This is a genomic window from Flavobacterium inviolabile, from assembly GCF_013389455.1.
In the GTDB taxonomy this organism is placed as follows: Bacteria; Bacteroidota; Bacteroidia; order Flavobacteriales; family Flavobacteriaceae; genus Flavobacterium; species Flavobacterium inviolabile.
In genome coordinates, this window is record NZ_CP058278.1 from 3209771 (window position 1) to 3231972 (window position 22202).

Sequence of the window (22202 nt, forward strand, 5' to 3'; positions counted from 1 at the left end):
TTATAGGCTGTAAAACATCAACATATGTAAACATTCCCGCTAATTTTTATACCGAATTTTGTTTTCTAATTCTAAAAAAGTTATCATGAAACCCGGAATACTGACCCCGATTTTTCTATCGCTGAGTCTGCACAACAGCTTTTCTCAGGAAATATCCAATCCCGAAACCCTTTATGACCCAACGATACACGGGTATTCCCACGTTGCCGTAGTTCCTGCAAACAGTGTGCAGGTTTTTGTTGCCGGACAGGGCGGCCATACTAAAGAGGGTGTTATTAGCCATGATTTCCGCAAGCAGGTACAGCAATCCTTTAAAAACCTGGAACTGGCATTGCAATCGAAAGGATTAAGCCTTAAAAACATTGTAAAACTGACCACGCTTGTCGTTGACTATGACGAGAAGAAACACCAAATCCTTATTGAAGAATCGGCAAAGATATGGACCGATAAAAAATTCCCGGTAAACACGCTGATTCCCGTTCCCAGACTGGCACTCACGGAAATGCAGATTGAAATTGATGCTACAGCAGTCAAATAAATAACATTATTTATAAAAGTACAGGCTATTTAAAAGAAGAAATCCTTTTATTTGAAAAAATTCACATAAAGTGAAAATCACTATAAATATTCGCATATTTCTTACATTTTACACCCCGTAAAATGTGTTTATTTGACTTAAAATACTATTTTTTTAACTTTTTTTTAAATTTATAATACATTATTAGAAAGTAAATAAATAAAATATATTCCTTTTTGGTAAACATTCGTATCTTTACCAAGCCTCACGTCTTTTTAAAATTCTGACCAAATAATTTAAATTATGCCAGTTTTAATTAGAACGACTTCAAACAATAATGATTTTAAAAATCTTGTTGTGTTACTTGACCAGGACCTTAAAATAAGAGATGGGAAGGAGCATTTGTTTTTTGCTCAGTTTAATAAAATCGACAAAATTAAACATGTCGTTTTAGCGTACAAAGAAGACAAAATTGTTGGTTGCGGTGCTATAAAGCAGTATTCTGACGATATTACTGAGATTAAACGAATGTATGTTCATCCTGATTTTCGTGGTCAAGGAATTGCCGGTGAAATTCTAAAGGAATTAGAACGATGGGCTACTGAATTATTTTTTTCCGAATGCATTTTAGAAACCGGGAAAAAACAACCTGAAGCCATTCGCCTTTATGAAAGATCCGGTTATCATATTATCCCGAATTTCGGACAATATGAAGGTATAGAGAGTAGTGTTTGTATGAAAAAAGTTATCTTATAATTTGTTTATATACAATCTCGATAGTTTTTACAATAAAAAAAGAAGCTTAAAAAACTTCTTTTTTTATTGACTACTCTAGTGCCATAATATAAGGGTAATACTATATTGTTTTGTAAATTCTTCTTACAGGGATTACGACTCCTTGCTTCAAAATAATACGTTCATCCGTTACACCCCAAATAGTAGTTTCCACCATTTTTTTAGAAACATTATCCTCAAAGTAAATCTTAATTTTCAGATGCTCCAAATTACCTAAGGTTAAAGCTCTGTTCAAATCTTCCATTCTTCTTGTAATGGCTACTTTATCATCATCTAAAACATCACTTTCCGGGAATGATAAGGCCTCTATTAGTTCTTTGTCAACTATTTCAAAATTTGCATCCATAAATTCATTTCATTTAAATAATACTCACATATATTAACTAAATTAAAAAAAAATCCTTACAGTTTTCCTAAAAAAGTATTAAAAAAAGCCATACTTCCGTATGGCTTTTTTATCTGTCTGATTTCGATTATTTTATATATGTTTTATTTCCGTTATCGTTAATGTAATATTTACCGCCTCTTGGCCCGGTATATACTTTTTTACCGTTATAGGTACCGGTTACCTTGTCTTCTGTAACAGCTGCTTTGGTTGTTGCCGCTTTACTTTTAACGTCTTTTTTCGCTGCGGCAGCTTTTTCTTTGGTATCGGCTACAGCTTTATCCGTTTTTTTCTCTGCTTTTTTAGCCACTTCTTTTGCTTCCGCTTTGGTATCTTTTACAGCTTTGTCTGTTTTATCCTTTACTGCTGTAGCATCCTTTTTAGTATCTTTTACGGCTTTAGCTGTTTTGTCTTTTACCGCTTTGGTATCGTCCTTAGCTTCTTTTTTTGCATCAGCCGCATTTTTCTTTGCTTTAGCCATTTCCGTATCGGCTTTTTTGGTGGCTTTTTTTGCTGCTGTTTCCTGGGCAAAAACACCTAATGAAACCAATAATGCCAAACTAAGATAAATTACTTTTTTCATACAATTACGTTTTACAATTAATATTAAATTTAACAGTTATATTAAAAATACATTTAATTTTCACATAAAATTACAAACAAAACCTACATCTTGTTTGCATTAACAAAAAAATAATTACACTGCTATCAAAGTTATTTTCAGACCATAAAAAAAGCCCCATTAAAATGAGGCTTTACAATTATAATACTGTACCTGTTAATAGGCTATTAATTCCAATAAGTCTTTTTCAAAACGTTGTTTAGGCAAATATTGATCTTCCAGTGCTTTTACAAAAGGAATAGCACTTTCCAGACTTCCCACGCGTTTTACAGGACCGTCAAGATGTTCAAAACAGTTTTCCATGATCATCGCAGAAACATCACTTGCAATTCCGCCAAACAGTGAATCTTCCTGTAAAATAATCACTTTACCGGTTTTCTTAGCCGACTGGTAGATTGTTTCCGTATCCAGCGGTTGTAACGTACGCAAATCGATTAAATCCGCTTTAATTTCCGGATGTTTCGATAATGTTTCCAAGGCCCAGTGTACTCCCGCTCCAAAAGAAATGATCGTTACCTGATCGCCTTCTTTTATTAAAGAAGCCTTTCCAAACGGAATGGTGTAATAATCTTTAGGCACATCCTGGTAAACACTTCTGTACAATTGTTTGTGCTCAAAAAACATTACCGGATTCGGGTCGTTAATCGCTGTATTCAGTAAGCCTTTAGCATCATAAGGAAATGCCGGATAAACCACTTTTAATCCCGGTGTTTTGGTAAACCAGGCTTCATTTGTCTGCGAATGGAAAGGACCTGCCTGTGTTCCGCCGCCGCAAGGCATACGCACTACCACATCGGCATTTTCCTGCCATCTGTAATGCACTTTTGCCAGGTAGTTTACAATCGGGTTGAATCCTGTAGAAACGAAATCGGCAAACTGCATTTCCACAACCGCTTTATGTCCGTTAATCGACAATCCCATTCCGGCTGAAACAACAGCACTTTCGCAGATTGGCGTATTGCGTACGCGGTCTTTCCCGAATTGCGCTACAAAGCCATCCGTTATTTTAAAGGCTCCACCGTATTCGGCTATATCCTGCCCCATAATAACCAGGTTATCATGACGCTCCATTGATTGTTTTAGTCCCTGCGAAATAGCATCTACCACACGGATGTTCTCTACCGCATCGGAATGGTCGAACGCTTCAAACGCATACGGTCTGTAAACATCGTTCAATTCCTCGCTCAGACTTGCTTCAATTTCAGGTTCTTTCTGAACTTTAGCCCAGTGTTCGTCTATTTCTTTTTTGATTTCCGCACGGTATGCCTCATCCAAATCCGGCGTTAGTACGCCTAACTCTGTCAGGTATTTTCTGAAATTATCAACCGGATCTTTAATTGCCCACATGTCCATTAATTCCTGCGGAACATATTTTGTACCGCTCGCCTCTTCGTGTCCGCGCATACGGAATGTTTTGAATTCTAGTAAAACCGGACGCGGGTTAGTGCGCATCGAAGCTACCAGTTCGTCTATTTTGGTGTAAACTTCCAGTATGTTATTACCGTCAATGATATGGCTTTCCATTCCGTAACCCACGCCTTTATCGGCAAGGTTTTCGCAACGGTATTGTTCATTTGTTGGTGTAGACAAACCGTAGCCGTTATTTTCAATAACAAACAATACCGGTAAGTCCCAAACGGCAGCAATATTTAAAGCTTCGTGGAAATCACCTTCAGAAGTTGCTCCTTCACCGGTAAATACCGCTGTAACTTTTCCGTTTTTCTTTAATTTGTTCGCCAAAGCAATACCATCGGCAACCCCTAATTGTGGTCCCAAATGGGAAATCATTCCTATAATCTTATATTCCTGTGTTCCAAAATGGAAAGAACGATCACGTCCTTTGGTAAAACCATCAGCTTTACCCTGCCATTGTGAAAATAAACGGTATAAAGGGATTTCTCTTGTTGTAAACACACCTAAATTACGGTGCATCGGCAGTATGTATTCGTCTTTGTCCAAAACCGAGGTAATTCCAACAGAAATTGCTTCCTGTCCTATTCCGGAAAACCATTTTGATACTTTTCCCTGACGGATCAGAATCAGCATTTTTTCCTCTATCAATCTTGGTTTTATTAATTTTTTATATAAATCTAATAATTTGTCGTCACTTAGATTTTTTTTATCAAAATTCATGTTGTTTTGCTTTGATTAAACGCTCCCAAAAGTATAAAAAAATAACAGTCACACATTTATTTGTTATCAAAATATTTTCCCAAAATTTACCGTGTTTCCGGAATACTTTTACAGCGGATCCGATTGTTAATAACTTTATGAATTTTATCTAAAAATTATTATTTACTTTTGTTTTATAATGGTTTCACGACCAAAAAGTTATTAACAAAATTTTTCAAGATGCAAAACATTCCCAGTGTTGACTTGCGTGATTTCCTATCGGGTGACCCGGTACGTAAACAAAAATTTGTAAATGAAATCGGAAAAGCCTACGAAGACATCGGCTTCGTAGCATTAAAAGGTCATTTTTTAGATGACCGTTTAGTTGATGAACTTTATGGGGAAGTTCGTAACTTTTTCAGCCAGCCTCTTGAGGTTAAAGAAAAGTACGAAATTCCGGGTATTGGTGGACAGCGTGGCTATGTTTCTTTTGGAAAAGAACATGCCAAAGGCAGAAAAGAAGGGGATTTAAAAGAGTTTTGGCACTTTGGCCAATACGTTGAAAATGACCCGAAATTAGAAGCGGAATATCCTGCTAATGTAGTTGTAGATGAGCTTCCGAAATTTAATACTGTAGGTAAAGAAGCCTATCAGATGCTTGAAAAAACAGGTGTATACGTGTTAAGAGCACTGGCTTTATACTTAGGGCTTGACGAGTTCTATTTTGACAATTACATCAAAAACGGAAACAGTATTTTAAGACCTATTCACTATCCTCCTATCACGTCAGAACCGGAAAATGCCGTTCGTGCAGCAGCACATGGCGATATCAACCTGATTACCTTATTAATGGGAGCGCAAGGGAAAGGATTACAGGTTCAGAATCACAACGGCGAATGGATTGATGCCATTGCCCAGGATGATGAACTGGTTATTAATGTGGGCGATATGTTATCCCGTCACACGAATAACAAACTGAAATCCACTATTCACCAGGTGGTGAACCCGCCAAGAGAATTATGGGGAACTTCCCGCTATTCAATCCCGTTTTTTATGCACCCGATAAGCGAAATGCCTTTGGACTGCCTGGAAAACTGCATTGATGCCGAAAATCCGAAACGCTATGACGATATTACCGCCGGTGATTTCTTATACGAACGTTTGGTAGATTTAGGGTTAATTAAAAAATAATCGCTATTTTTATAGTATTGTAAAAGACATTAAGTTCGATACTTAATGTCTTTTATGTTTTACAATATCGGTGATGCAAACGGTTATACCGGCTTGGCATCACCTCTATAATTTTTTTATGGCAAAGAAAATAAGCAGTTTAGAAGACCTTGGCGGATTTGTATTTTCCACCAATAAAGATTTTGAGTTCCATGACGAGCAGGAACAGGAAGAAACATTAGCGCCTGACAAACAACAACTGGAAGCCCATCTGGATAAAAAAAACAGAGGCGGTAAAACAGCAACCATCATCAAAGGGTTTGCCGGTAGTGAAGACGATTTAAAAACATTGGCCAAGCAATTAAAAACACTGTGTGGTGTGGGCGGGGCTGCCAAAGACGGAGAAATCATCATTCAGGGTAATTTCCGTGATAAAATCATGGATTTCCTTGTAAAAGAAGGCTATAAAGTAAAACGCGTAGGCGGTTAATAAAATTAAAACGAATGACAACAATTGAATCATCAGAATTAATCCTGAATCCGGACGGTAGTGTTTACCACTTAAACCTTAAACCGGAAAACATCGCTACAGATATTATATTTGTGGGAGACCAGAACCGGGTCTCTAAAATCACCAAGCATTTTGATACGGTTGAATTTTCGACTCAAAAAAGAGAATTCAAAACCGAAACCGGTACCTACAAAGGCAAACGATTAACAGTAATGTCTACAGGAATCGGTCCCGACAATATCGATATTGTTATGAACGAACTGGATGCCCTGGTTAATATTGACCTGGAAACCCGTACGATTAAAAAACAGCTGACTTCCCTTAATATTATCCGCATCGGGACTTCCGGTTCCTTACAGGCTGATATTCCGGTAGACAGTTTTGTAATGTCGGAATACGGTTTAGGACTGGACAATATGCTTCGCTCCTATATTATAGATACTATTTCCGAAAAAGAAATTGAAGAGGCTTTTATCAAACATACCGACTGGGATCTGAGAAAAGGAAGACCTTATGTTGTAAAAGGAAGTGCTGCGCTATCAAAAAAAGTAGAAAGCAGCCAGATCCACAAAGGCTTTACCGGAACGGCAGGTGGTTTTTACGGCCCGCAGGGGCGTGTACTGCGCTTACCGATCCAGGACGAACAGCTGAATGCCAAAATGGACAGCTTTAACTATAACGGCACCCGAATGACCAATCTTGAAATGGAAACCGGAGCAATTTACGGCTTAGCCCGCTTACTGGGTCACGAAGCCTTATCGTTAAATGCCATTATTGCCAACAGAGCCAACGGAACTTTTAGTGAAGATCCGTATAAAGCGGTGGATGAGCTCATCCTATACACCCTGAACAAACTGGCAGAATAAATGAACACCGTTGCCGCGCAGCTGCAAAAGAATATTCAGGAGATTGAGGATTTATTTCACCACAAACAGCTTGTTGATTTCGATCGTAAAATTTCCGGTACCAAATGGTCTAAAAAAGAAATTTTAGGCCATTTGATTGATTCGGCTATTAATAACCTACAGCGTTTTACAGAAATTCAGTACCTGGAGAAACCGTATTCCATAAGGCCATACAATCCGGATGAACTGGTAAAAGCAAATCGCTATCAGGAAAAAGACAGTCCCGATTTACTGCTGCTTTGGGCACAGCTAAACAGGCAGATTGCCTTTGTGATGCTCAATCAGACAGAAGACACCCTCGCTTATCCGCTATTATTACCGGATAATCAGCAGCGGGATCTCCGTTTTTTAATGACCGATTATGTTGTACATCTGGAACACCATCTTAAAGCAATAAAAAATGAAGCCAATAATTGAAACCGAAAGATTGTACATCCGGGAGTTAGTTCCTGAGGATGCTGCCGGTATTTTCCGTTTGGATTCCGATCCTGACGTGCATGAATTTTTAGGCAAAAAACCTATAAAAACAATGGAAGAAGCCCAAAATGCCATTGCGTATATCCGAACCCAATATCAGACGAATGGCATTGGCCGCTGGGCAATGGTTTTAAAAGATACCAATGAGTTTATTGGCTGGACAGGTTTAAAACTGATTACCGAGCCTCTCAATCAGCATGTTCAATTCTACGATCTGGGTTATCGTATTATTAAAAAACATTGGCGAAAAGGATATGGTCTGGAATCGGCAACAGCCTGTCTGAACTACGGATTCAACACCATGCAGCTGGATAAAATTTATGCTTATGCCATGATTGGCAATACCGGATCGCGGGCTATTCTTCAAAAGCTGGAACCGTCGCATACCGAATTTTTCTCGGATGACGGGGATGAATGCATCTGGTTTGAATACACCAATAAAAAAGCCGGCAATTAACTTTGCTGGCTTTTTTTTAGAATTTCAACACCGTTTAGATAATCGGACGGACGCTGCCCTAACAGTTTATAAAAAGTATTGCTGAAAGTCGGGATACTGTTGTAACCAACCGCCTGCGCCACTTCGTTTACCGGAAGTCTTTTTTCCAAAAGCAACTCAATTGCTTTTAGCATTCTTCGGATTGTAAAAAACTGGATAAACGACATGCCGAGGTCTTTTTGAAACAAGCGGTATAAGGAACGCTCACTGAATCCGAATTTTGCTGCCAGATCCGAAAAAAAGATGGTTTCGTCTAAATTTTCATCCAGATAGGTTACAATCTTAATCAGCCTTTTGTCTTTTGCCGAAGGTAATGCCAGCGGCAGATTGGTTTCACATATTTCCGGCAAGATCGCTTTAATGGCTTTTGCTATCACAAAATTCCGGCTGCCTTTTTTCAGATTGCCATTCCACCGGTTTGTAAAAAGCATCATTTGCAACAACAAATCATTTACCGGGTAAATCCCTTCATTATTATAAAAGGAATGTTCATTCTTATCTATCGGAAAATACAGATTCCGCATCATTACATTTTCCGAACTGGGATGAATACTGTGCCTGATATTGTTCGGTATCCACATAAAATGGCGTGCCGGAAGAAAATAGGTTTTGGTTTCGGTGGTCACATATACAATCCCGCCTTCCGTATACAACAGCTGTGCTTTTTCGTGCCGGTGCGTTGGAATGAGCAATTCGCCCATCAAATCATGATGGCAGTAAATACTGCTCTTATCGGTATCGACATCTTTGGTATAGTATTTTTCAATGACCTGATTGTTTTGCTCCATAGTGTCTGAAATGAATATGTTTTTGGCTTATAACAATAATAAGCTGCTATATTATTTCTCTAAAATTGTAATCTAAACCAATAATATTAAAATTAATAAAAAGCTTTTGTTATTAAAACTTTATTTTTTGGTTTTATTTTTTATCAAAATATCAATTTATGAACTCAGATAGAATTCGATTTCAAAATTACAAAGACAAAGTGATATCCGCACATCAGGCCGCCGGTTTTTTCAAAGACAAAATGGTTATTGGCTCCAGCGGATTCACCAAAGCCGGCGACAGCAAAGCGGTACTTCCTGCCTTTGCCCTTCGGGCAGAACATGAAAACATCGGCATTACCCTGATTACCGGCGCTTCTTTAGGACACACTACCGATGCCGATTTGGCCCGAAGCAATGCCCTTTATAAAAGAATGCCTTTCCAGGTAGATCCGGTAATGCGGGGGAAAATCAACAGCGGCGACATTCTTTTTATTGACCAGCATCTTAGCGAAACTGCTGAATTACTGGAAAACAAACACCTTCCGAAGCTGGATTTCGCTATTATTGAAGCAGCTTATATTGACGAGAACGGAAACATCATTCCCACTACTTCCGTTGGCAACTCGGCCACTTTTGCGCATTTAGCCGATCAGATCATTATTGAGATCAATACCTCCATCCCTTTTGAATTTAAAGGAATACACGATATTTTTATTCCCGATGCCTATCCGCACCGCAATCCGATCCACATCACTACTTCCGACGAACGAATTGGTTCTGATGTGATTGCGATCAACCCGGAAAAAGTAGTTGGAATTGTTTTTACGGAAATTCCGGACAGCCCGGCACAAACGGCCGCTCCCGATGTAAAAACCACCGCTATAGCCAATCATTTGCTGGCCTTTTTTGAAAAAGAAATTCAAAGCGGACGTTTAACCAATTCGTTAATGCCGCTACAAGCCGGAATCGGAAAAGTTGCCAACGCTGTAATGTCGGGACTTGCCAAAGGAAACTTCGAAAACCTGGTTATGTATTCCGAAGTGCTTCAGGACAGTACTTTCGAATTGATCGATACCGGCAAAATGACCTTTGCCTCGGCATCGTCCATTACCGTTTCCGAAGACTGCTACAAGCACATACTGAAGCATTTTGACAACTACAAAGACAAGATCATCTTACGCCCTCAAAACATCAGCAATGCCGCCGAAGTGATCCGCCGCCTGGGCATCATCGCGATTAATACGGCCATTGAATTTGATATTTACGGTAATGTAAACTCCACCCATATATCGGGAACAAAAATGATGAACGGTATTGGCGGTTCCGGCGATTTTGCTCGAAATGCCTACCTGAGCATTTTTGTAACCCAGTCCTCATCTAAAGAATTCAATGCTATTTCCCATGTACTGCCAATGGTTTCGCATGTAGACCATACGGAACACGACGTGGACATTCTGGTAACCGAACAGGGATTAGCCGATTTGAGAGGCCTGGCTCCAAGAGAAAGAGCCCGGGTAATCATTCAAAACTGTGCGCATCCGGAATACCGTGACCAGCTGCAGGATTATTTTGAAAGAGCCTGCCTTAGAGGCGGCCACACCCCGCACCTGCTGGAAGAATCATTTCTTTTTCACACCAGATATACCGAAACAGGCTCCATGAAGCAAAACTGTCTCGTAACCTATTAAAAACAATAACATTTGTGTTGTTTTCTTTGTTTATTTGCGAAAAACTTTCCCCGGTAGTAAATCTTATTTATTATACGGGGAATGTTTATTTTTAACCCCTTCTTGTCTTAAAAATCTATTTTCTCTTACTATCTTAGCAATTAATTTTTTCACATGAAAACAATTCGAATTGCTGGAGTGCCGGAGCATTTTAATTTACCCTGGCATTTGTGCATTGAAAACGGCGAATTTAACGAAGTAGATATTGACTTACAATGGGTTGATGTTCCGGAAGGAACCGGAAAGCTATGCCAGATGCTTCGTGATAATCAAACAGATATAGCGATACTATTAACGGAAGGGATTGTAAAAGATATAGCCGGAGGTAATCCGAGCAGTATCGTGCAAACCTATGTGCAGTCGCCTTTGATCTGGGGTATTCACGTTGCCGCAAATGCTCCTTACAACCACTTATCCGATTTAGAACAAAAAAAAGCAGCCATCAGCCGTATGGGTTCGGGCTCGCATTTAATGGCTATCGTAAATGCTAAAAACGAAGGCTGGAATACCGATGCCCTTTCCTTTGAAATTGTCAATACCATTGACGGTGCGGTAGAAGCCCTGACAAACGGTACTGCAGATTATTTTATGTGGGAACGTTTTATGACAAAACCACTTGTCGATAACGGTACTTTCCGAAGAATCGCCGATTGCCCGACGCCATGGCCCTGCTTTGTTATTGCCGTGCGCAATGAAGTTCTGGAAAAAGACAAACATGTAATCGACCAGATTCTGGAAATTATCAATACAACTACCCGTGAGTTTAAAGAAATTCCGAGTATTGACCGGACACTGGCAAGCCGCTTTAATCAAAAAACGGAAGACATACAGGAATGGCTGAAACTGACACAATGGTCACAAAAACAATTCGATAAAAAAACGTTCGAAAAAGTACAGTCTCAATTATTCGATCTGGGCATTATCAGTACGAAAATTGGTTATGAAATGGTTGTAAAATAATTTTACAGTTTTATTGACGCTAAAATGACTTCACCCACGGCAACAAATTTAAAAAAAGTAAAAGAAAAGCTTTCTTTGCCAAAGCCATGGGATAATATTGTCATTTTTTTACTGAATATCTTAATAACCATTCCGATTTTTATTATTGCCCATCAGAATTTAATTGATCCGGAATGGTTTTTACATATCGACAGAGTATTGCTGTTTGTGGTGATACTGGTACTGGTTCAGCTGGCACTCCGCCTGCTCAAAACGGTTATCATTATCTGTATTTTCCTGTACCTGCTGGCTTTGATCTGGGGGACTTTATTTGGCGGTTACGGTTTTAATTCCGTTTTTGAAGATTATCGTGCCATGATCTACACCATGTCGGAAGATGCCAATCCGCAGGATATCATTATCTCTAAATTACTGCCGTTTCCCAACAAATCCAAGATTATAGATGCTGTAGATTATACGAATCCTAAAGTCCGCAATTTTGCCTTAAAAGCCACTACCTTGCATTTTCAGGATGTAAAAGGATTCCGGGAATACCGCCAGATCATTCAGTGCTTTGCCGTTTTTGCGGAGGTTAAAAAACGATGGAATTATGTTAACGATCCGAAAGGCCGGGAATATATCGCTTCGGCCAGTGAATCGCTGCAGCACTTTTCCGGCGATTGTGATGACCACGCCATCCTGATGTCGGCATTGATACGCGCCATTGGCGGTACGCCAAGAGTGATCCATACCGGAGGCCATTTGTATCCGGAAATGCTCATTGGTACCAAAGCCGATCTTGAAAACGTGATTTACCTGATCAAAGAGGTTCTTTTTAAAGAGGAAAGTAAAGGTAAAGACATTAATTACCACATAGACGAACGCGGTCAGATCTGGCTGAATCTTGATTATACGGCCAAATATCCGGGTGGTCCGTTTATGTCGGAAGAAATTCTGGGTGAGCTTACCTTTAATTGATTACCAGTTAATTTCCGGTTTTCCTTTTCCTTTCAGAAAGGCGTTGGCTTTCGAAAAATGACGGTTTCCAAACCATAATCCCCTGTTCGCACTCAATGGCGAAGGATGTCCGGTTTCCAGCACAAAGTGACGGTTCCGGTTTATTTTGGCACCTTTTTTCTTGGCAAATCCGCCCCAAAGTAAGAAAACAACGTCTTCTTTTTCATCGGAGATTTTCTGAATCACGGCATCGGTAAATTCTTCCCATCCCTGATTCTGATGGCTGCCCGCCAGGCTTTCTTTTACGGTTAAAGTTGCGTTTAAAAGCAGTACACCCTGGTCTGCCCAGCGTTCCAGGTTTCCGGTTTTCGGAGTGCCGATGCCCAGATCACTTTCAATTTCCTTGAAAATGTTTTGCAGCGACGGCGGGAAAGGAATACCATCGTTCACCGAAAAGCAAAGTCCGTTTGCCTGATTGGGTCCGTGATACGGATCCTGACCAATGATAACGACTTTTACATTATCGAAAGGACAATGGTCGAAAGCTGAAAAAATATGGCTTCCTTTCGGATAACATTTAAATTGCAAATATTCGTTCTTTACGAAGGCGATTAATTTTTCGAAATATGGCTTATCAAACTCAGAAGCGAGTACATTTCCCCAGGAAGGATGTATATTTACTTGCATTTTTTTATTTTTTATCAAAAATAGTATTTTTAGCAGACATTTAGCCTTAGCGATTGGGCTTCTTTGTAAATTTGCAATTCAACTTTTTAAAATGATTTCAATTACCGATAAAACCCTTCAAGATTTAGAATTCAGAACGATACTGAATACCATTTCGGATATTTGCAATACCGAAATCGGGAAAAATAAAGCTCTTGAAATTATACCCTATAAAGATCAGGAAACCCTGATGGATGCGTTATTGCAGACATCCGAGTACGTTTCTTCGTTTACCAATAACAACGCCATACCGAATCATTATTTCGATACCATTACCAATGAGCTTAAGTTTCTGGCCATTGAGGACAGTTTTCTGGAGCTGAGCAGCTTTAGAAAAATAAGTGCTTTGTCGGAAACCGTTAATACGCTGCTTTTGTTTTTCAGAAAATTTGAGGATTATTATCCCAAGTTAAACGAAAAGGCTTCGGAAGTGGAGCTGACAAAATTCATCGTTCAGAAAATTGATGAGGTTGTTGACAAATACGGGGAAATTAAGGATAATGCCTCCCCGGCGCTGGTGGAAATCCGCCGCAATATGAACCTGGTGCGCGGAAAAATCAACCAGAGTTTCGGAACGGCACTTTCCAGTTATAACAGCCTGGGATACCTGGACGACATCCGCGAAACGATCGTCGATAACCGCCGTGTTCTTGCCGTTTTGGCCATGTACCGCCGTAAAGTAAAAGGAACGATACTGGGCAATTCCAAAACCGGAAGCATTACCTATATCGAGCCGGAAGCGACTTTGCGCTATTCCCGTGAATTAAGCAACCTGGAATATGAAGAGCGTGAGGAAATAACACGTATTTTAAAACAGCTGACGAACACTATCCGTCCGTATCTGGAGCTTTTAAAACAGTACCAGGAATTTCTGAGCGATATTGACATTATTGCCGGAAAAGCCAAATATGCCTATAGAATCAACGGTATCCTGCCTACAATCACCAATGAAAAAAGATTGTTTTTCCGCGAGGCCTACCATCCTATTTTATACCTGAACAACAAGCAGAAAAATGCGCCTACCTATCCGCAGACCATTGAGCTGAATGATGAGAACCGGATCATCGTGATTTCCGGTCCTAATGCCGGCGGAAAGAGTATTACCCTAAAAACCATCGGTTTGCTGCAGTTAATGCTGCAAAGCGGGATTTTAATTCCGGTACACGAGCGCAGTGAAACGTTCTTATTTGACAGGATATTAACCGATATCGGCGATAATCAGTCGATTGAAAATCATTTGAGTACGTATAGCTACCGTTTGAAGAATATGAATTACTTCCTTAAAAAATGTAATTCCAAGACCTTATTCCTGATTGACGAATTCGGAACGGGTTCCGATCCGGAACTGGGTGGTGCTTTGGCCGAAACGTTTCTGGAAGAGTTCTACCACCGGGAAGCGTTCGGAATCATTACCACGCATTATACGAATTTAAAAATCCTGGCGAACGAATTGCCGTTTGCCACAAATGCCAACATGCTTTTTGACGAGAAATCCTTAGAGCCGATGTACAAACTGCATCTGGGTCAGGCAGGAAGTTCCTTTACGTTTGAAGTAGCCCAGAAAAACGGTATTCCATACGGATTGATCAATCGTGCCAAGAAGAAAGTTGAAGGCGATAAAGTGCGTTTTGACAAAACCATAGCCAACTTACAGAAAGAGCGTTCCAAGCTTGAAAAAACCTCTCAGAATTTGAAGGAAGAAGAGAGCAAAGCCCGTGAGGAAAGCAAGAAAATGGAAGGCATCAACACCAAGATCCAGCAAAAACTGGAAAGCTACCAGGAATTGTATGATGCTAACCAGCGTTTGATCTATATGGGTCAGAAGATGGACGATATTTCGGAAAAATACTTTAACAACAAGAACAAAAAAGAGCTTATCGGTGAGTTTTTGAAAATGGTGGAAATTGAAAATTCCAAGCGTAAAAAAGTTACCGTTAAAGAGAAAAAAGCGAAGGAAACCGTTCAGAAAGAGATCATCGAAGAAGTAAAAGTCAAGGTTGAAGAAATCCGTAAAGAGAAAAAAGAAAAGAAGATAAAAGCCATCAAAGAGGAAAGCAATAAGCCTAAGATCCCTTTAAAAGTAGGCGACCGCGTGCGCATGCTTGACGGTAAAGCCGTGGGCAGTATTGATGCTATTGAAAAAAATAAAGCAACGGTTAACTACGGGATTTTCACTTCCAAAGTGGATCTGGACAGTTTAGAGCTTGTGGAAAGAAAAAAATAACAAATGGAAGGTTTACCTAAAGATAAAAAGATTGTGCTTTTTGACGGTTACTGCAACCTGTGTGACAGTTCTGTGCAGTTTATCATCAGGCATGACAAGAATGATGTTTTCCGCTTTCTTCCGTTACAATCGGAGCTGGGACAGCAGGTGATCCGGTATATCGGTATTGATACTGCCAAAACCGACAGTATTATTTTATACGAACCGGGAATTGCCTATCATTACAAGGCAGATGCGGCTATTAGTATTGCTAAAACAATAGGTGGCGTATATGCTCTTATGGGCGTGTTTTCACTGGTTCCGAAAGCCATCGCCAATGCCGTTTACGATTATGTTGCCCGAAACCGCTACAAATGGTACGGCAAAAAAGAAAGCTGTATGATGCCTACACCGGAGCTAAAGGCTAAATTCCTGTAAAACTGATAATTATCATTATTTTATCTTTTTTTAAAGTATATATTTGATTGAAACTTAAATCTTATACTTTATGGAAAAACTGGCAATGCCCTTATATTCCTGGTCAAACGGTGCCTTTATTATGATTGGTATCTTTTCACTGGTTGTATTTTGTCTTATAGGGATTGTATTCTTTATGATGAATACCGATAAAAAGAAAAAAGAACGGGATTAGAAAATTTCTAATCCCGTTCTTACATTCAGAAAAAAAATTAAATTATTTTTTAACGATCTTTTTAGTGCTAACACCTTCGTTAGTCGTGATATTCATAAAATAAACACCTGCGTTTAATTCCGAAACATTTACCTGAGCTTCAGATACCGCATCCAGTTTAACAGCTTTTACAGTTCTGCCATTGATGTCGTTAACCTGAACAGCATTGATTAAAAGATTCGCATTGTTCGTAATCGTTACCACATCATTAGCCGGGTTAGGGAAAACGGATAGTTTAGACGCTAAGAAATCGGCAGTTGAAGCCGTTGCTGTAGCGGTAATCGCAACATTATCGATGCTCAGCAAATTCTTGTCACTATTATTATTTCTCCAGGCAATGTAGATATTCTGTCCGGCAAATTGGGATAGATCTATCGTTTTATTTTGCCAGGTATTCACCTCTGCTGAGATATTATAAACGGTAGTCCCGAAATTTGCAATACTGGTTCCGGTGGTAGAAACATATACGGTATAACCATCTCTGAAAGCAGGATCGGTATCTCCGGATTTCGCATTGAATTTTAATTCAACTACATTATTAGCCGGCACTGCAATTTGCGGCGACACTAACCATCTGTCTGCCTGTCCGGCAGGATTAAACCATGATGTTGTAGAAGCTACTTTATTTCCCGCTTCTGAAGTCCAGGAAACAACAGCCCAGGCATTTGTTCCAAATACTCCCGCATAGGTTCCGTTTGGCGTTAATCCGTCTACATTATGAAGTGTCCATCCCGCTAAAGTGGCATTGTTTTCAAAATTTTCCTGAAAAATAGTAGTTTGTGCATTCGCACTAAATAGCGTTCCAAATAGCAGACCTGCAAAAAGTAATGTTCTTTTCATTAAATATATTTTTAGATTAATAAAAGTAAATTTAACGACTAAAATTTAAGTAAAAAACTACAAATATGTTAATTCGGAAAATCCCTACAGCAACGTTAATACCTATAAAAAAACCTTAAGATTAACTTAAGGTTTTGGATAAAAGCTATTTTTTTTACTAATTTTCTTATTTTCTAAGGTAAAAATCCAATAAAACAATGGCTGCCATTGCTTCAACGATAGGTACTGCACGCGGCACCACACACGGATCATGACGTCCTTTCCCCTGCTGTTCGATCAGATTGCCTTTATTATCAAGAACTTCCTGTTTTTGCATAATGGTGGCTACCGGTTTAAAAGCGACCCTGAAATAGATATCCATTCCATTGCTGATGCCTCCCTGGATTCCGCCGGAAAGGTTGCTCTTTGTTGTTCCGTCGGCATTGTACAGGTCATTGTGTTCGCTTCCTCTCATTTTAGCCCCGCAGAAACCGCTTCCGTATTCAAATCCTTTAACGGCATTAATAGAAAGCATGGCTTTACCCAATTCGGCATGAAGCTTGTCGAAAACCGGTTCTCCCAGGCCAATCGGCACATTCTGGATCACACAGGTTATCGTACCGCCAACGGTATCCCCGTCTTTACGGATTTCTTTAATATAGTCTTCCATTTTCTGAGCCGTTGCCAGATCCGGACAACGCACCGCATTTGACTCCGTTAAGGAAAAATCCAAAGCCTGGTAGGGTTTATCGATAAAGATATCGCCAACAGAAGAAACAAAAGCATTAATCTTAATTTCCGGCATTGCCTGTTTTGCAACAGCTCCAGCCACTACTCTGCTCACGGTTTCTCTTGCCGAGCTCCTTCCGCCGCCGCGGTAATCTCTTATTCCATATTTCTGCTCATACACATAATCGGCATGGCTTGGACGGTAAGTATCTTTAATATGTGAATAATCGTCTGATTTCTGGTTGGTATTCGGTACTATAAACCCAATGGAAGTGCCTGTTGTTTTTCCTTCAAATATTCCGGATAAAAACTGTACTTCGTCTTCTTCTTTTCGTTGGGTAACAATAGCCGACTGACCGGGTTTTCTTCTTTGCATTTCCTGTTGAATCGCATCAAAATCCAAAGTTATTCCGGCAGGACAGCCATCGATAATGCCTCCTAATGCGTCTCCATGTGATTCTCCAAAAGTTGTGATCCTGTATAGTGTTCCAAATGTATTTCCTGCCATGAGTATAATTTTTATACAAAAATAAGGTATTCCGTTAGCTTATCAATAATAAACTTTTCTCAAAAAACTAATAATTATTTAATGTTTCACTAAATATTTAATAACAACAAACCTGTTTATTTGTTAAACTTAAAATTCAATTCATTGAAAAAGAGAATTGTTGATATTGTAGTGATTTCCGATGTGCACTTAGGTACTTATGGTTGTCATGCCAAAGAATTATTGGAATATCTGAATAGTATCAAGCCAAAAATACTAATCTTAAACGGCGATATTATTGACATCTGGCAATTTAGAAAATCTTATTTTCCCAAATCCCATTTAAAGGTTGTCAAAAGGTTACTTGATTTCTCTTCCAAAGGAACCAAAGTTTATTATATTACCGGAAACCATGATGAAATGCTGCGGAAGTTCAGCGATACCACTATGGGGAATTTTTCCATAGTAGACAAACTGGTCTTACCGCTGCATGATAAAAAAGCGTGGATCTTTCACGGTGATATTTTCGACAATTCCGTTCATCATGCCAAATGGATAGCCAAACTGGGCGGGATTGGCTATGATTATTTAATCCTGCTGAACCGTTTTATCAACTGGTGCCTGATAAAAATGGGCAAAGAGCCGTATTCGTTATCCAAAAAGATAAAAGCCAGCGTAAAAAAAGCCGTGAAGTTTATTTCGGATTTTGAAACCACCGCTACCGATCTTGCCATTGAAAAGAATTACGATTATGTGATCTGCGGACACATACACGAACCCAAGATCGAAGCCAAAGAAAATAAAAAAGGGAAAACGCTTTATTTGAATTCCGGTGACTGGGTTGAAAATTTAACCGCTTTGGAATACAACAAGAAACGATGGAAACTGTATCAGCACACCAAAGAGGCTTTTGCTGATGATGAAGAGGATTATTTCGAGCTGGAAACAAAATTAAGCCAGGAAATCCTTTCTCTAAAAATACTGATGAAAAGTTAATTATTTAACAAATTTTAGTAAATTAGCTAAAACATTTTACTAAAATGAAATTACGATACCTGCCCCTGATTGCTGTTGCATTTCTGGCTTCATGTTCCTCTTCCTCTGAAGGAGAAGGCACTACAGATAACCCGTCGGCTTCCGATTATTTTCCCTTGCGAAGCAGTAATTACTGGACCTACGAAATCAACGATGCAAGCGGGAATACTGTAAAAGATTCCTTGTACATTTCTAATGATACCCTTATTGCCAGCACTGCTTATAAAAAGTTTAAAGCGAAAGATTTTCCAACCGGATTTTATTCCAATTCCTTAAACAAAAACGGTGTCCGGAAATCCGGTGACCAGTTACTGGCATCGGGAATCATAGGGATCACTCCGGCCGCACAGCTGCCCATTAATATAAACCTGAGTGATTTTATCATATTTAAAGAAAATGCTGCTCCCAATCAGCTCTTGAGTACGGTTACCGGCGTAATGCAGCAAACCGTTCAGGAATACCCCTTAACAATAGAATATAAGGTTACTTCAAAGGCAGGCAATTCCTTTTCCAACTATATTTCTCCCAACGGAGATCCGTATACCAATGTAAAAGCTGTTAACACAATTGTTAATTTAAAAGTTTCGACTGTGGTTTTTGGCATAACTTTTGTAGTACTACCGTCGCAGGACGTTCTTATTTCTACGCAGTATTTTTCAAAAGACATTGGTGTGGTGCATACGAATACCAATTTAAGTTATCAGTTAGCAGCAGGTCTTCCCCCGGGAATCTCTTTACCAATACCGAGTTCGGCGAATCAAACGCAACAGGAATATTTAGACGTTTATCATATTAATTAAAAAGAAAAATCACTCTGTAACTTCATAAAATCGTTTGTTAAAGAATTACAAATGGTTTTATAAAAAACTAACCGCAGAGTGGTATTATTTGTTAAATTATTTATTTATGAAGAAACTATTTTTCTCTGCCTTTATGCTAATCGGATTAGCATTTGGCGCACAAGCTCAGGAAATTTCTAAAAATGCATTAGGTCTGCGTTTAGGAGACAATGATGGTTTTGGTGGAGAAGTATCTTATCAGAGAGGTCTTTCAAAAAACAATCGTCTTGAAGTGGATTTAGGCTGGAGAAACAGCAAGCACACCGATGCTTTCAAACTATCAGGCTTATATCAATGGGTTTGGAACATTGATGGTGGCTTTAACTGGTATGCTGGTGTTGGTGCCGGAGTGGGCAGTTGGAGTTATGAAAACGATTACCATGTTGATGTAAAAGACAGCGGTACTTTCGTTTTTGCAGCCGGTGATATCGGAATTGAGTATGTATTCGATATTCCGTTACAGCTATCATTAGACTTCCGTCCTGAACTTTATTTTAATGATGATTACAGAGGAGACAATTTTGGTCCGGATATCGCATTAGGTATTCGTTACCGTTTCTAAATAAAAAAGTCCCGAATAGTATTCGGGACTTTTTTTTATGAAAAATCTTTTACGGCCTTGAGGTATAAATTCTCATACAGCGGTAAAACATTCATGATATCAAATTCTTTGGAAACTTCGAGGGCATTTTTCTTAAACTGCAGTAAGGTTTCGTCATCCGACAATATTTTCACAGCATTTTCAGACATCTGCATAACGTCACCCACATCACTCAGGTAACCGGAGAATCCCTGCTTGTTCACTTCCGGCAATCCTCCCGAATTACTAGAAATAACCGGTACGCCGCAAGCCATGGCTTCCAGGGCAGCTAATCCGAAACTTTCCGTTTCCGACGGCAGTAAGAACAAATCGGAATAGCACAATATCTTATCGATCTCATTACTGTTTCCGAAGAAAATAACCTTATCGGTAATGTTCAGGTCTTCACATAGTTTTTCGGCTACCTCTTTTTCCGGTCCTTCTCCAACCATCATTAGTTTGGAAGGAATCTGTTTCTGAATTTCATTAAAGATTTTCACCACATCCGGAATACGTTTTACTTTTCGGAAGTTACTGATATGGGTAATAATTTTCTCTTCTTTAGTTGCCATTAAAGAACGATGGCAGGGAGAATTTACATCTATCCTGTTTTTGTCAATTTCAATGAAGTTGGGAATTACCTGAATTTCTTTTTCAATATCAAACAACCGGTAGGTTTCGTCTTTCAGGCTTTGGGAAACCGAAGTTACCACATCCGATTTATTGATACTAAAACTTACAGCAGGCTTATAAAAAGGGTGATTTCCCACTAAAGTAATATCCGTTCCGTGTAAGGTGGTTACCATCGGGATACGGATTCCTTCATCTTCCAGCATTTTTTTAGCCATATAGCCAGCATAGGCATGAGGAATGGCATAATGAACGTGCAGCAATTCAATTTTGTGCAGTTTTACCATATCCACCAGCTTGCTCGACAACGCTAATTCATAAGGCTGGTAATGAAATAAAGGATATTCCGGAACGTGTACTTCGTGATAGTGTATATTGTGATTTAATAAGGCCAGACGAACCGGCTGACTGTAAGTTATAAAGTGTATTTCGTGTCCTCTCCGCGCCAGTTCCAGGCCCAGCTCTGTAGCCACTACTCCACTACCTCCAAAGGTTGGATAACATACTATAGCAATTTTCATTTTTTAATTTTAAAAGTGAAACTAAAGTACAGTAAAAAAGTAAGGTAAAACCGATTTTTAGATAAAATTAACGAAATAAAAAGGTTATCGTTTTAAGACTTTCTCATAGCCTGAAATCCATTCGGCAACCGTCATTTTTGTAAAAAGTTCCGCCAGTAAATCATACGGAATCGCCTCCATCTTTTTAAAACGGATACAGCTTTTCCCCATATCCAGTTTTGTTTTAACATGTTTGGGATATTCGGCCACAAACCAATCCAGCAGGTTTTTATCCATATACAGCCCCATGTGGTACACCGCAATAAAGTTCTTCTGGGAAGCAATGCTCAAAAACGGCAAAGCCTGTTTGGGATCACAATGATAACCGTTCGGATAGATACTATGCGGAACCACATAGGTTACCATACCATAGCTCATGGTTTCCTCAAAACCTTCCGGAAGATTTTCTTTGGTAATTTTTCGCAATGTATTCATTGCTGCTTTCCGGTCGTCCGGTAAGGCGTCAAAATACGCGTCTGCTGTTGTTGCTTTAGATTGCATAAAACTTGTTTTTAGAACG

General features: G+C 39.3%; 25 protein-coding genes. 16 read left to right on the forward strand and 9 right to left on the reverse strand.

All coding sequences use genetic code 11. The annotated features are described in order from the left end of the window. The first annotated feature begins 85 nt into the window (after window positions 1-85). Window positions 86-538 (forward strand): RidA family protein, encoded by a 453-nt coding sequence (locus HW120_RS14425; protein WP_177734779.1) that lies wholly within the window; start codon window positions 86-88, stop codon window positions 536-538. Window positions 539-820: 282 nt separating this feature from the next. After that, the gene (locus HW120_RS14430; RefSeq protein WP_177734780.1) at window positions 821-1273 is read left to right on the forward strand and encodes a GNAT family N-acetyltransferase; all 453 of its coding nucleotides are present in this window, start codon (window positions 821-823) and stop codon (window positions 1271-1273) included. Between the two features lie 100 nt (window positions 1274-1373). Here HW120_RS14430 and HW120_RS14435 read toward each other — a convergent pair whose 3' ends face one another. The 3 genes from HW120_RS14435 to HW120_RS14445 all read right to left on the reverse strand — a co-directional run bounded on the left by HW120_RS14435 (window position 1374) and on the right by HW120_RS14445 (window position 4452). After that, window positions 1374-1658, reverse strand: coding sequence for a hypothetical protein (locus HW120_RS14435; RefSeq protein ID WP_177734781.1), 285 nt, complete (start codon window positions 1656-1658; stop codon window positions 1374-1376). Window positions 1659-1785: 127 nt separating this feature from the next. Beyond that, window positions 1786-2280 (reverse strand): hypothetical protein, encoded by a 495-nt coding sequence (locus HW120_RS14440; RefSeq protein WP_177734782.1) that lies wholly within the window; start codon window positions 2278-2280, stop codon window positions 1786-1788. Between the two features lie 195 nt (window positions 2281-2475). Continuing rightward, a complete protein-coding gene (locus HW120_RS14445) occupies window positions 2476-4452 on the reverse strand; it encodes an alpha-ketoacid dehydrogenase subunit alpha/beta (RefSeq protein WP_177734783.1) in 1977 nt (658 codons plus the stop codon). 219 nt (window positions 4453-4671) lie between these two features. Here HW120_RS14445 and HW120_RS14450 point away from each other — a divergent pair, with 219 nt between their 5' ends. From HW120_RS14450 to HW120_RS14470, 5 genes are all read left to right on the forward strand, one after another. Further along, window positions 4672-5622: an isopenicillin N synthase family dioxygenase gene (locus HW120_RS14450; RefSeq protein WP_177734784.1), complete on the forward strand. Its 951-nt coding sequence runs from the start codon at window positions 4672-4674 to the stop codon at window positions 5620-5622. A 118-nt stretch (window positions 5623-5740) separates the two neighbouring features. After that, window positions 5741-6091: a translation initiation factor gene (locus HW120_RS14455; RefSeq protein ID WP_177734786.1), complete on the forward strand. Its 351-nt coding sequence runs from the start codon at window positions 5741-5743 to the stop codon at window positions 6089-6091. A 14-nt stretch (window positions 6092-6105) separates the two neighbouring features. Continuing rightward, window positions 6106-6978: a nucleoside phosphorylase gene (locus HW120_RS14460; RefSeq protein WP_177734788.1), complete on the forward strand. Its 873-nt coding sequence runs from the start codon at window positions 6106-6108 to the stop codon at window positions 6976-6978. Further along, window positions 6979-7434, forward strand: a complete 456-nt coding sequence (locus HW120_RS14465; protein WP_177734789.1) for a DinB family protein — start codon at window positions 6979-6981, stop codon at window positions 7432-7434. Further along, on the forward strand, window positions 7418-7951 hold the full coding sequence (locus HW120_RS14470; RefSeq protein WP_177734790.1) for a GNAT family N-acetyltransferase: 534 nt from the start codon (window positions 7418-7420) through the stop codon (window positions 7949-7951). The genes HW120_RS14465 and HW120_RS14470 overlap by 17 nt, the downstream gene beginning before the upstream one ends. Here the strand turns inward: HW120_RS14470 and HW120_RS14475 are convergent. Continuing rightward, the gene (locus HW120_RS14475) at window positions 7948-8778 is read right to left on the reverse strand and encodes a helix-turn-helix domain-containing protein (RefSeq protein WP_177734791.1); all 831 of its coding nucleotides are present in this window, start codon (window positions 8776-8778) and stop codon (window positions 7948-7950) included. The two genes, HW120_RS14470 and HW120_RS14475, sit on opposite strands and share 4 nt — an antisense overlap. Window positions 8779-8936: 158 nt before the next feature. On the opposite strand from HW120_RS14475, the gene HW120_RS14480 reads away from it, so the two are divergent. From HW120_RS14480 to HW120_RS14490, 3 genes are all read left to right on the forward strand, one after another. Then, entirely contained in the window at window positions 8937-10448 is a 1512-nt protein-coding gene (locus HW120_RS14480; protein WP_177734792.1) for a succinate CoA transferase, read from the forward strand. A gap of 153 nt (window positions 10449-10601) precedes the next feature. Then, window positions 10602-11447, forward strand: a complete 846-nt coding sequence (locus HW120_RS14485; protein ID WP_177734793.1) for a substrate-binding domain-containing protein — start codon at window positions 10602-10604, stop codon at window positions 11445-11447. A 24-nt stretch (window positions 11448-11471) separates the two neighbouring features. Next, complete coding sequence (locus tag HW120_RS14490) at window positions 11472-12404, forward strand: transglutaminase-like domain-containing protein (RefSeq protein ID WP_177734794.1); 933 nt, start codon at window positions 11472-11474, stop codon at window positions 12402-12404. On the opposite strand, the gene HW120_RS14495 is transcribed toward HW120_RS14490, so the two are convergent. Then, on the reverse strand, window positions 12405-13070 hold the full coding sequence (locus HW120_RS14495; RefSeq protein WP_177734795.1) for a uracil-DNA glycosylase: 666 nt from the start codon (window positions 13068-13070) through the stop codon (window positions 12405-12407). It lies immediately after the preceding gene. Window positions 13071-13161: 91 nt separating this feature from the next. On the opposite strand from HW120_RS14495, the gene HW120_RS14500 reads away from it, so the two are divergent. The 3 genes from HW120_RS14500 (at window position 13162) to HW120_RS14510 (ending at window position 15964) form a co-directional block, all read left to right on the forward strand. Beyond that, on the forward strand, window positions 13162-15333 hold the full coding sequence (locus HW120_RS14500; RefSeq protein ID WP_177734796.1) for an endonuclease MutS2: 2172 nt from the start codon (window positions 13162-13164) through the stop codon (window positions 15331-15333). A gap of 3 nt (window positions 15334-15336) precedes the next feature. Beyond that, complete coding sequence (locus HW120_RS14505; protein ID WP_177734798.1) at window positions 15337-15750, forward strand: thiol-disulfide oxidoreductase DCC family protein; 414 nt, start codon at window positions 15337-15339, stop codon at window positions 15748-15750. Between the two features lie 70 nt (window positions 15751-15820). Then, window positions 15821-15964, forward strand: a complete 144-nt coding sequence (locus HW120_RS14510; RefSeq protein ID WP_177734800.1) for a hypothetical protein — start codon at window positions 15821-15823, stop codon at window positions 15962-15964. A gap of 42 nt (window positions 15965-16006) precedes the next feature. Here the strand turns inward: HW120_RS14510 and HW120_RS14515 are convergent, their stop codons facing one another. After that, a complete protein-coding gene (locus HW120_RS14515) occupies window positions 16007-16843 on the reverse strand; it encodes a T9SS-dependent choice-of-anchor J family protein (RefSeq protein WP_177734803.1) in 837 nt (278 codons plus the stop codon). Window positions 16844-17009: 166 nt separating this feature from the next. Further along, the gene (gene aroC / locus HW120_RS14520) at window positions 17010-18059 is read right to left on the reverse strand and encodes a chorismate synthase (RefSeq protein ID WP_177734805.1); all 1050 of its coding nucleotides are present in this window, start codon (window positions 18057-18059) and stop codon (window positions 17010-17012) included. Between the two features lie 144 nt (window positions 18060-18203). Between aroC and HW120_RS14525 the strand changes: the two genes are divergently transcribed. The 3 genes from HW120_RS14525 to HW120_RS14535 all read left to right on the forward strand — a co-directional run bounded on the left by HW120_RS14525 (window position 18204) and on the right by HW120_RS14535 (window position 20474). After that, the gene (locus HW120_RS14525) at window positions 18204-19034 is read left to right on the forward strand and encodes a UDP-2,3-diacylglucosamine diphosphatase (RefSeq protein WP_177734807.1); all 831 of its coding nucleotides are present in this window, start codon (window positions 18204-18206) and stop codon (window positions 19032-19034) included. A 44-nt stretch (window positions 19035-19078) separates the two neighbouring features. Then, complete coding sequence (locus HW120_RS14530; RefSeq protein WP_177734809.1) at window positions 19079-19873, forward strand: hypothetical protein; 795 nt, start codon at window positions 19079-19081, stop codon at window positions 19871-19873. 106 nt (window positions 19874-19979) lie between these two features. Further along, window positions 19980-20474 (forward strand): hypothetical protein, encoded by a 495-nt coding sequence (locus tag HW120_RS14535; RefSeq protein WP_177734811.1) that lies wholly within the window; start codon window positions 19980-19982, stop codon window positions 20472-20474. A gap of 35 nt (window positions 20475-20509) precedes the next feature. On the opposite strand, the gene bshA is transcribed toward HW120_RS14535, so the two are convergent. Beyond that, window positions 20510-21643: an N-acetyl-alpha-D-glucosaminyl L-malate synthase BshA gene (gene bshA, locus HW120_RS14540; protein ID WP_177734813.1), complete on the reverse strand. Its 1134-nt coding sequence runs from the start codon at window positions 21641-21643 to the stop codon at window positions 20510-20512. A gap of 84 nt (window positions 21644-21727) precedes the next feature. Further along, window positions 21728-22183, reverse strand: coding sequence for a DUF1801 domain-containing protein (locus tag HW120_RS14545; RefSeq protein WP_177734815.1), 456 nt, complete (start codon window positions 22181-22183; stop codon window positions 21728-21730). Window positions 22184-22202: the final 19 nt, after the last annotated feature.

What these genes read in the sequence shown, in the direction of transcription:
- HW120_RS14505 (WP_177734798.1), top strand. Translation starts at nt 15,337, where the DNA reads ATGGAAGGTTTACCTAAAGATAAAAAGATTGTGCTTTTTGACGGTTAC.
- HW120_RS14425 (WP_177734779.1), top strand. Translation starts at nt 86, where the DNA reads ATGAAACCCGGAATACTGACCCCGATTTTTCTATCGCTGAGTCTGCAC.
- HW120_RS14460 (WP_177734788.1), top strand. Translation starts at nt 6,106, where the DNA reads ATGACAACAATTGAATCATCAGAATTAATCCTGAATCCGGACGGTAGT.
- HW120_RS14535 (WP_177734811.1), top strand. Translation starts at nt 19,980, where the DNA reads ATGAAGAAACTATTTTTCTCTGCCTTTATGCTAATCGGATTAGCATTT.
- HW120_RS14480 (WP_177734792.1), top strand. Translation starts at nt 8,937, where the DNA reads ATGAACTCAGATAGAATTCGATTTCAAAATTACAAAGACAAAGTGATA.
- aroC (WP_177734805.1), bottom strand. Translation starts at nt 18,059, where the DNA reads ATGGCAGGAAATACATTTGGAACACTATACAGGATCACAACTTTTGGA.
- HW120_RS14530 (WP_177734809.1), top strand. Translation starts at nt 19,079, where the DNA reads ATGAAATTACGATACCTGCCCCTGATTGCTGTTGCATTTCTGGCTTCA.
- HW120_RS14430 (WP_177734780.1), top strand. Translation starts at nt 821, where the DNA reads ATGCCAGTTTTAATTAGAACGACTTCAAACAATAATGATTTTAAAAAT.
- HW120_RS14545 (WP_177734815.1), bottom strand. Translation starts at nt 22,183, where the DNA reads ATGCAATCTAAAGCAACAACAGCAGACGCGTATTTTGACGCCTTACCG.
- HW120_RS14475 (WP_177734791.1), bottom strand. Translation starts at nt 8,778, where the DNA reads ATGGAGCAAAACAATCAGGTCATTGAAAAATACTATACCAAAGATGTC.
- HW120_RS14465 (WP_177734789.1), top strand. Translation starts at nt 6,979, where the DNA reads ATGAACACCGTTGCCGCGCAGCTGCAAAAGAATATTCAGGAGATTGAG.
- bshA (WP_177734813.1), bottom strand. Translation starts at nt 21,643, where the DNA reads ATGAAAATTGCTATAGTATGTTATCCAACCTTTGGAGGTAGTGGAGTA.
- HW120_RS14455 (WP_177734786.1), top strand. Translation starts at nt 5,741, where the DNA reads ATGGCAAAGAAAATAAGCAGTTTAGAAGACCTTGGCGGATTTGTATTT.
- HW120_RS14445 (WP_177734783.1), bottom strand. Translation starts at nt 4,452, where the DNA reads ATGAATTTTGATAAAAAAAATCTAAGTGACGACAAATTATTAGATTTA.
- HW120_RS14440 (WP_177734782.1), bottom strand. Translation starts at nt 2,280, where the DNA reads ATGAAAAAAGTAATTTATCTTAGTTTGGCATTATTGGTTTCATTAGGT.
- HW120_RS14495 (WP_177734795.1), bottom strand. Translation starts at nt 13,070, where the DNA reads ATGCAAGTAAATATACATCCTTCCTGGGGAAATGTACTCGCTTCTGAG.
- HW120_RS14470 (WP_177734790.1), top strand. Translation starts at nt 7,418, where the DNA reads ATGAAGCCAATAATTGAAACCGAAAGATTGTACATCCGGGAGTTAGTT.
- HW120_RS14515 (WP_177734803.1), bottom strand. Translation starts at nt 16,843, where the DNA reads ATGAAAAGAACATTACTTTTTGCAGGTCTGCTATTTGGAACGCTATTT.
- HW120_RS14450 (WP_177734784.1), top strand. Translation starts at nt 4,672, where the DNA reads ATGCAAAACATTCCCAGTGTTGACTTGCGTGATTTCCTATCGGGTGAC.
- HW120_RS14485 (WP_177734793.1), top strand. Translation starts at nt 10,602, where the DNA reads ATGAAAACAATTCGAATTGCTGGAGTGCCGGAGCATTTTAATTTACCC.
- HW120_RS14435 (WP_177734781.1), bottom strand. Translation starts at nt 1,658, where the DNA reads ATGGATGCAAATTTTGAAATAGTTGACAAAGAACTAATAGAGGCCTTA.
- HW120_RS14500 (WP_177734796.1), top strand. Translation starts at nt 13,162, where the DNA reads ATGATTTCAATTACCGATAAAACCCTTCAAGATTTAGAATTCAGAACG.
- HW120_RS14490 (WP_177734794.1), top strand. Translation starts at nt 11,472, where the DNA reads ATGACTTCACCCACGGCAACAAATTTAAAAAAAGTAAAAGAAAAGCTT.
- HW120_RS14510 (WP_177734800.1), top strand. Translation starts at nt 15,821, where the DNA reads ATGGAAAAACTGGCAATGCCCTTATATTCCTGGTCAAACGGTGCCTTT.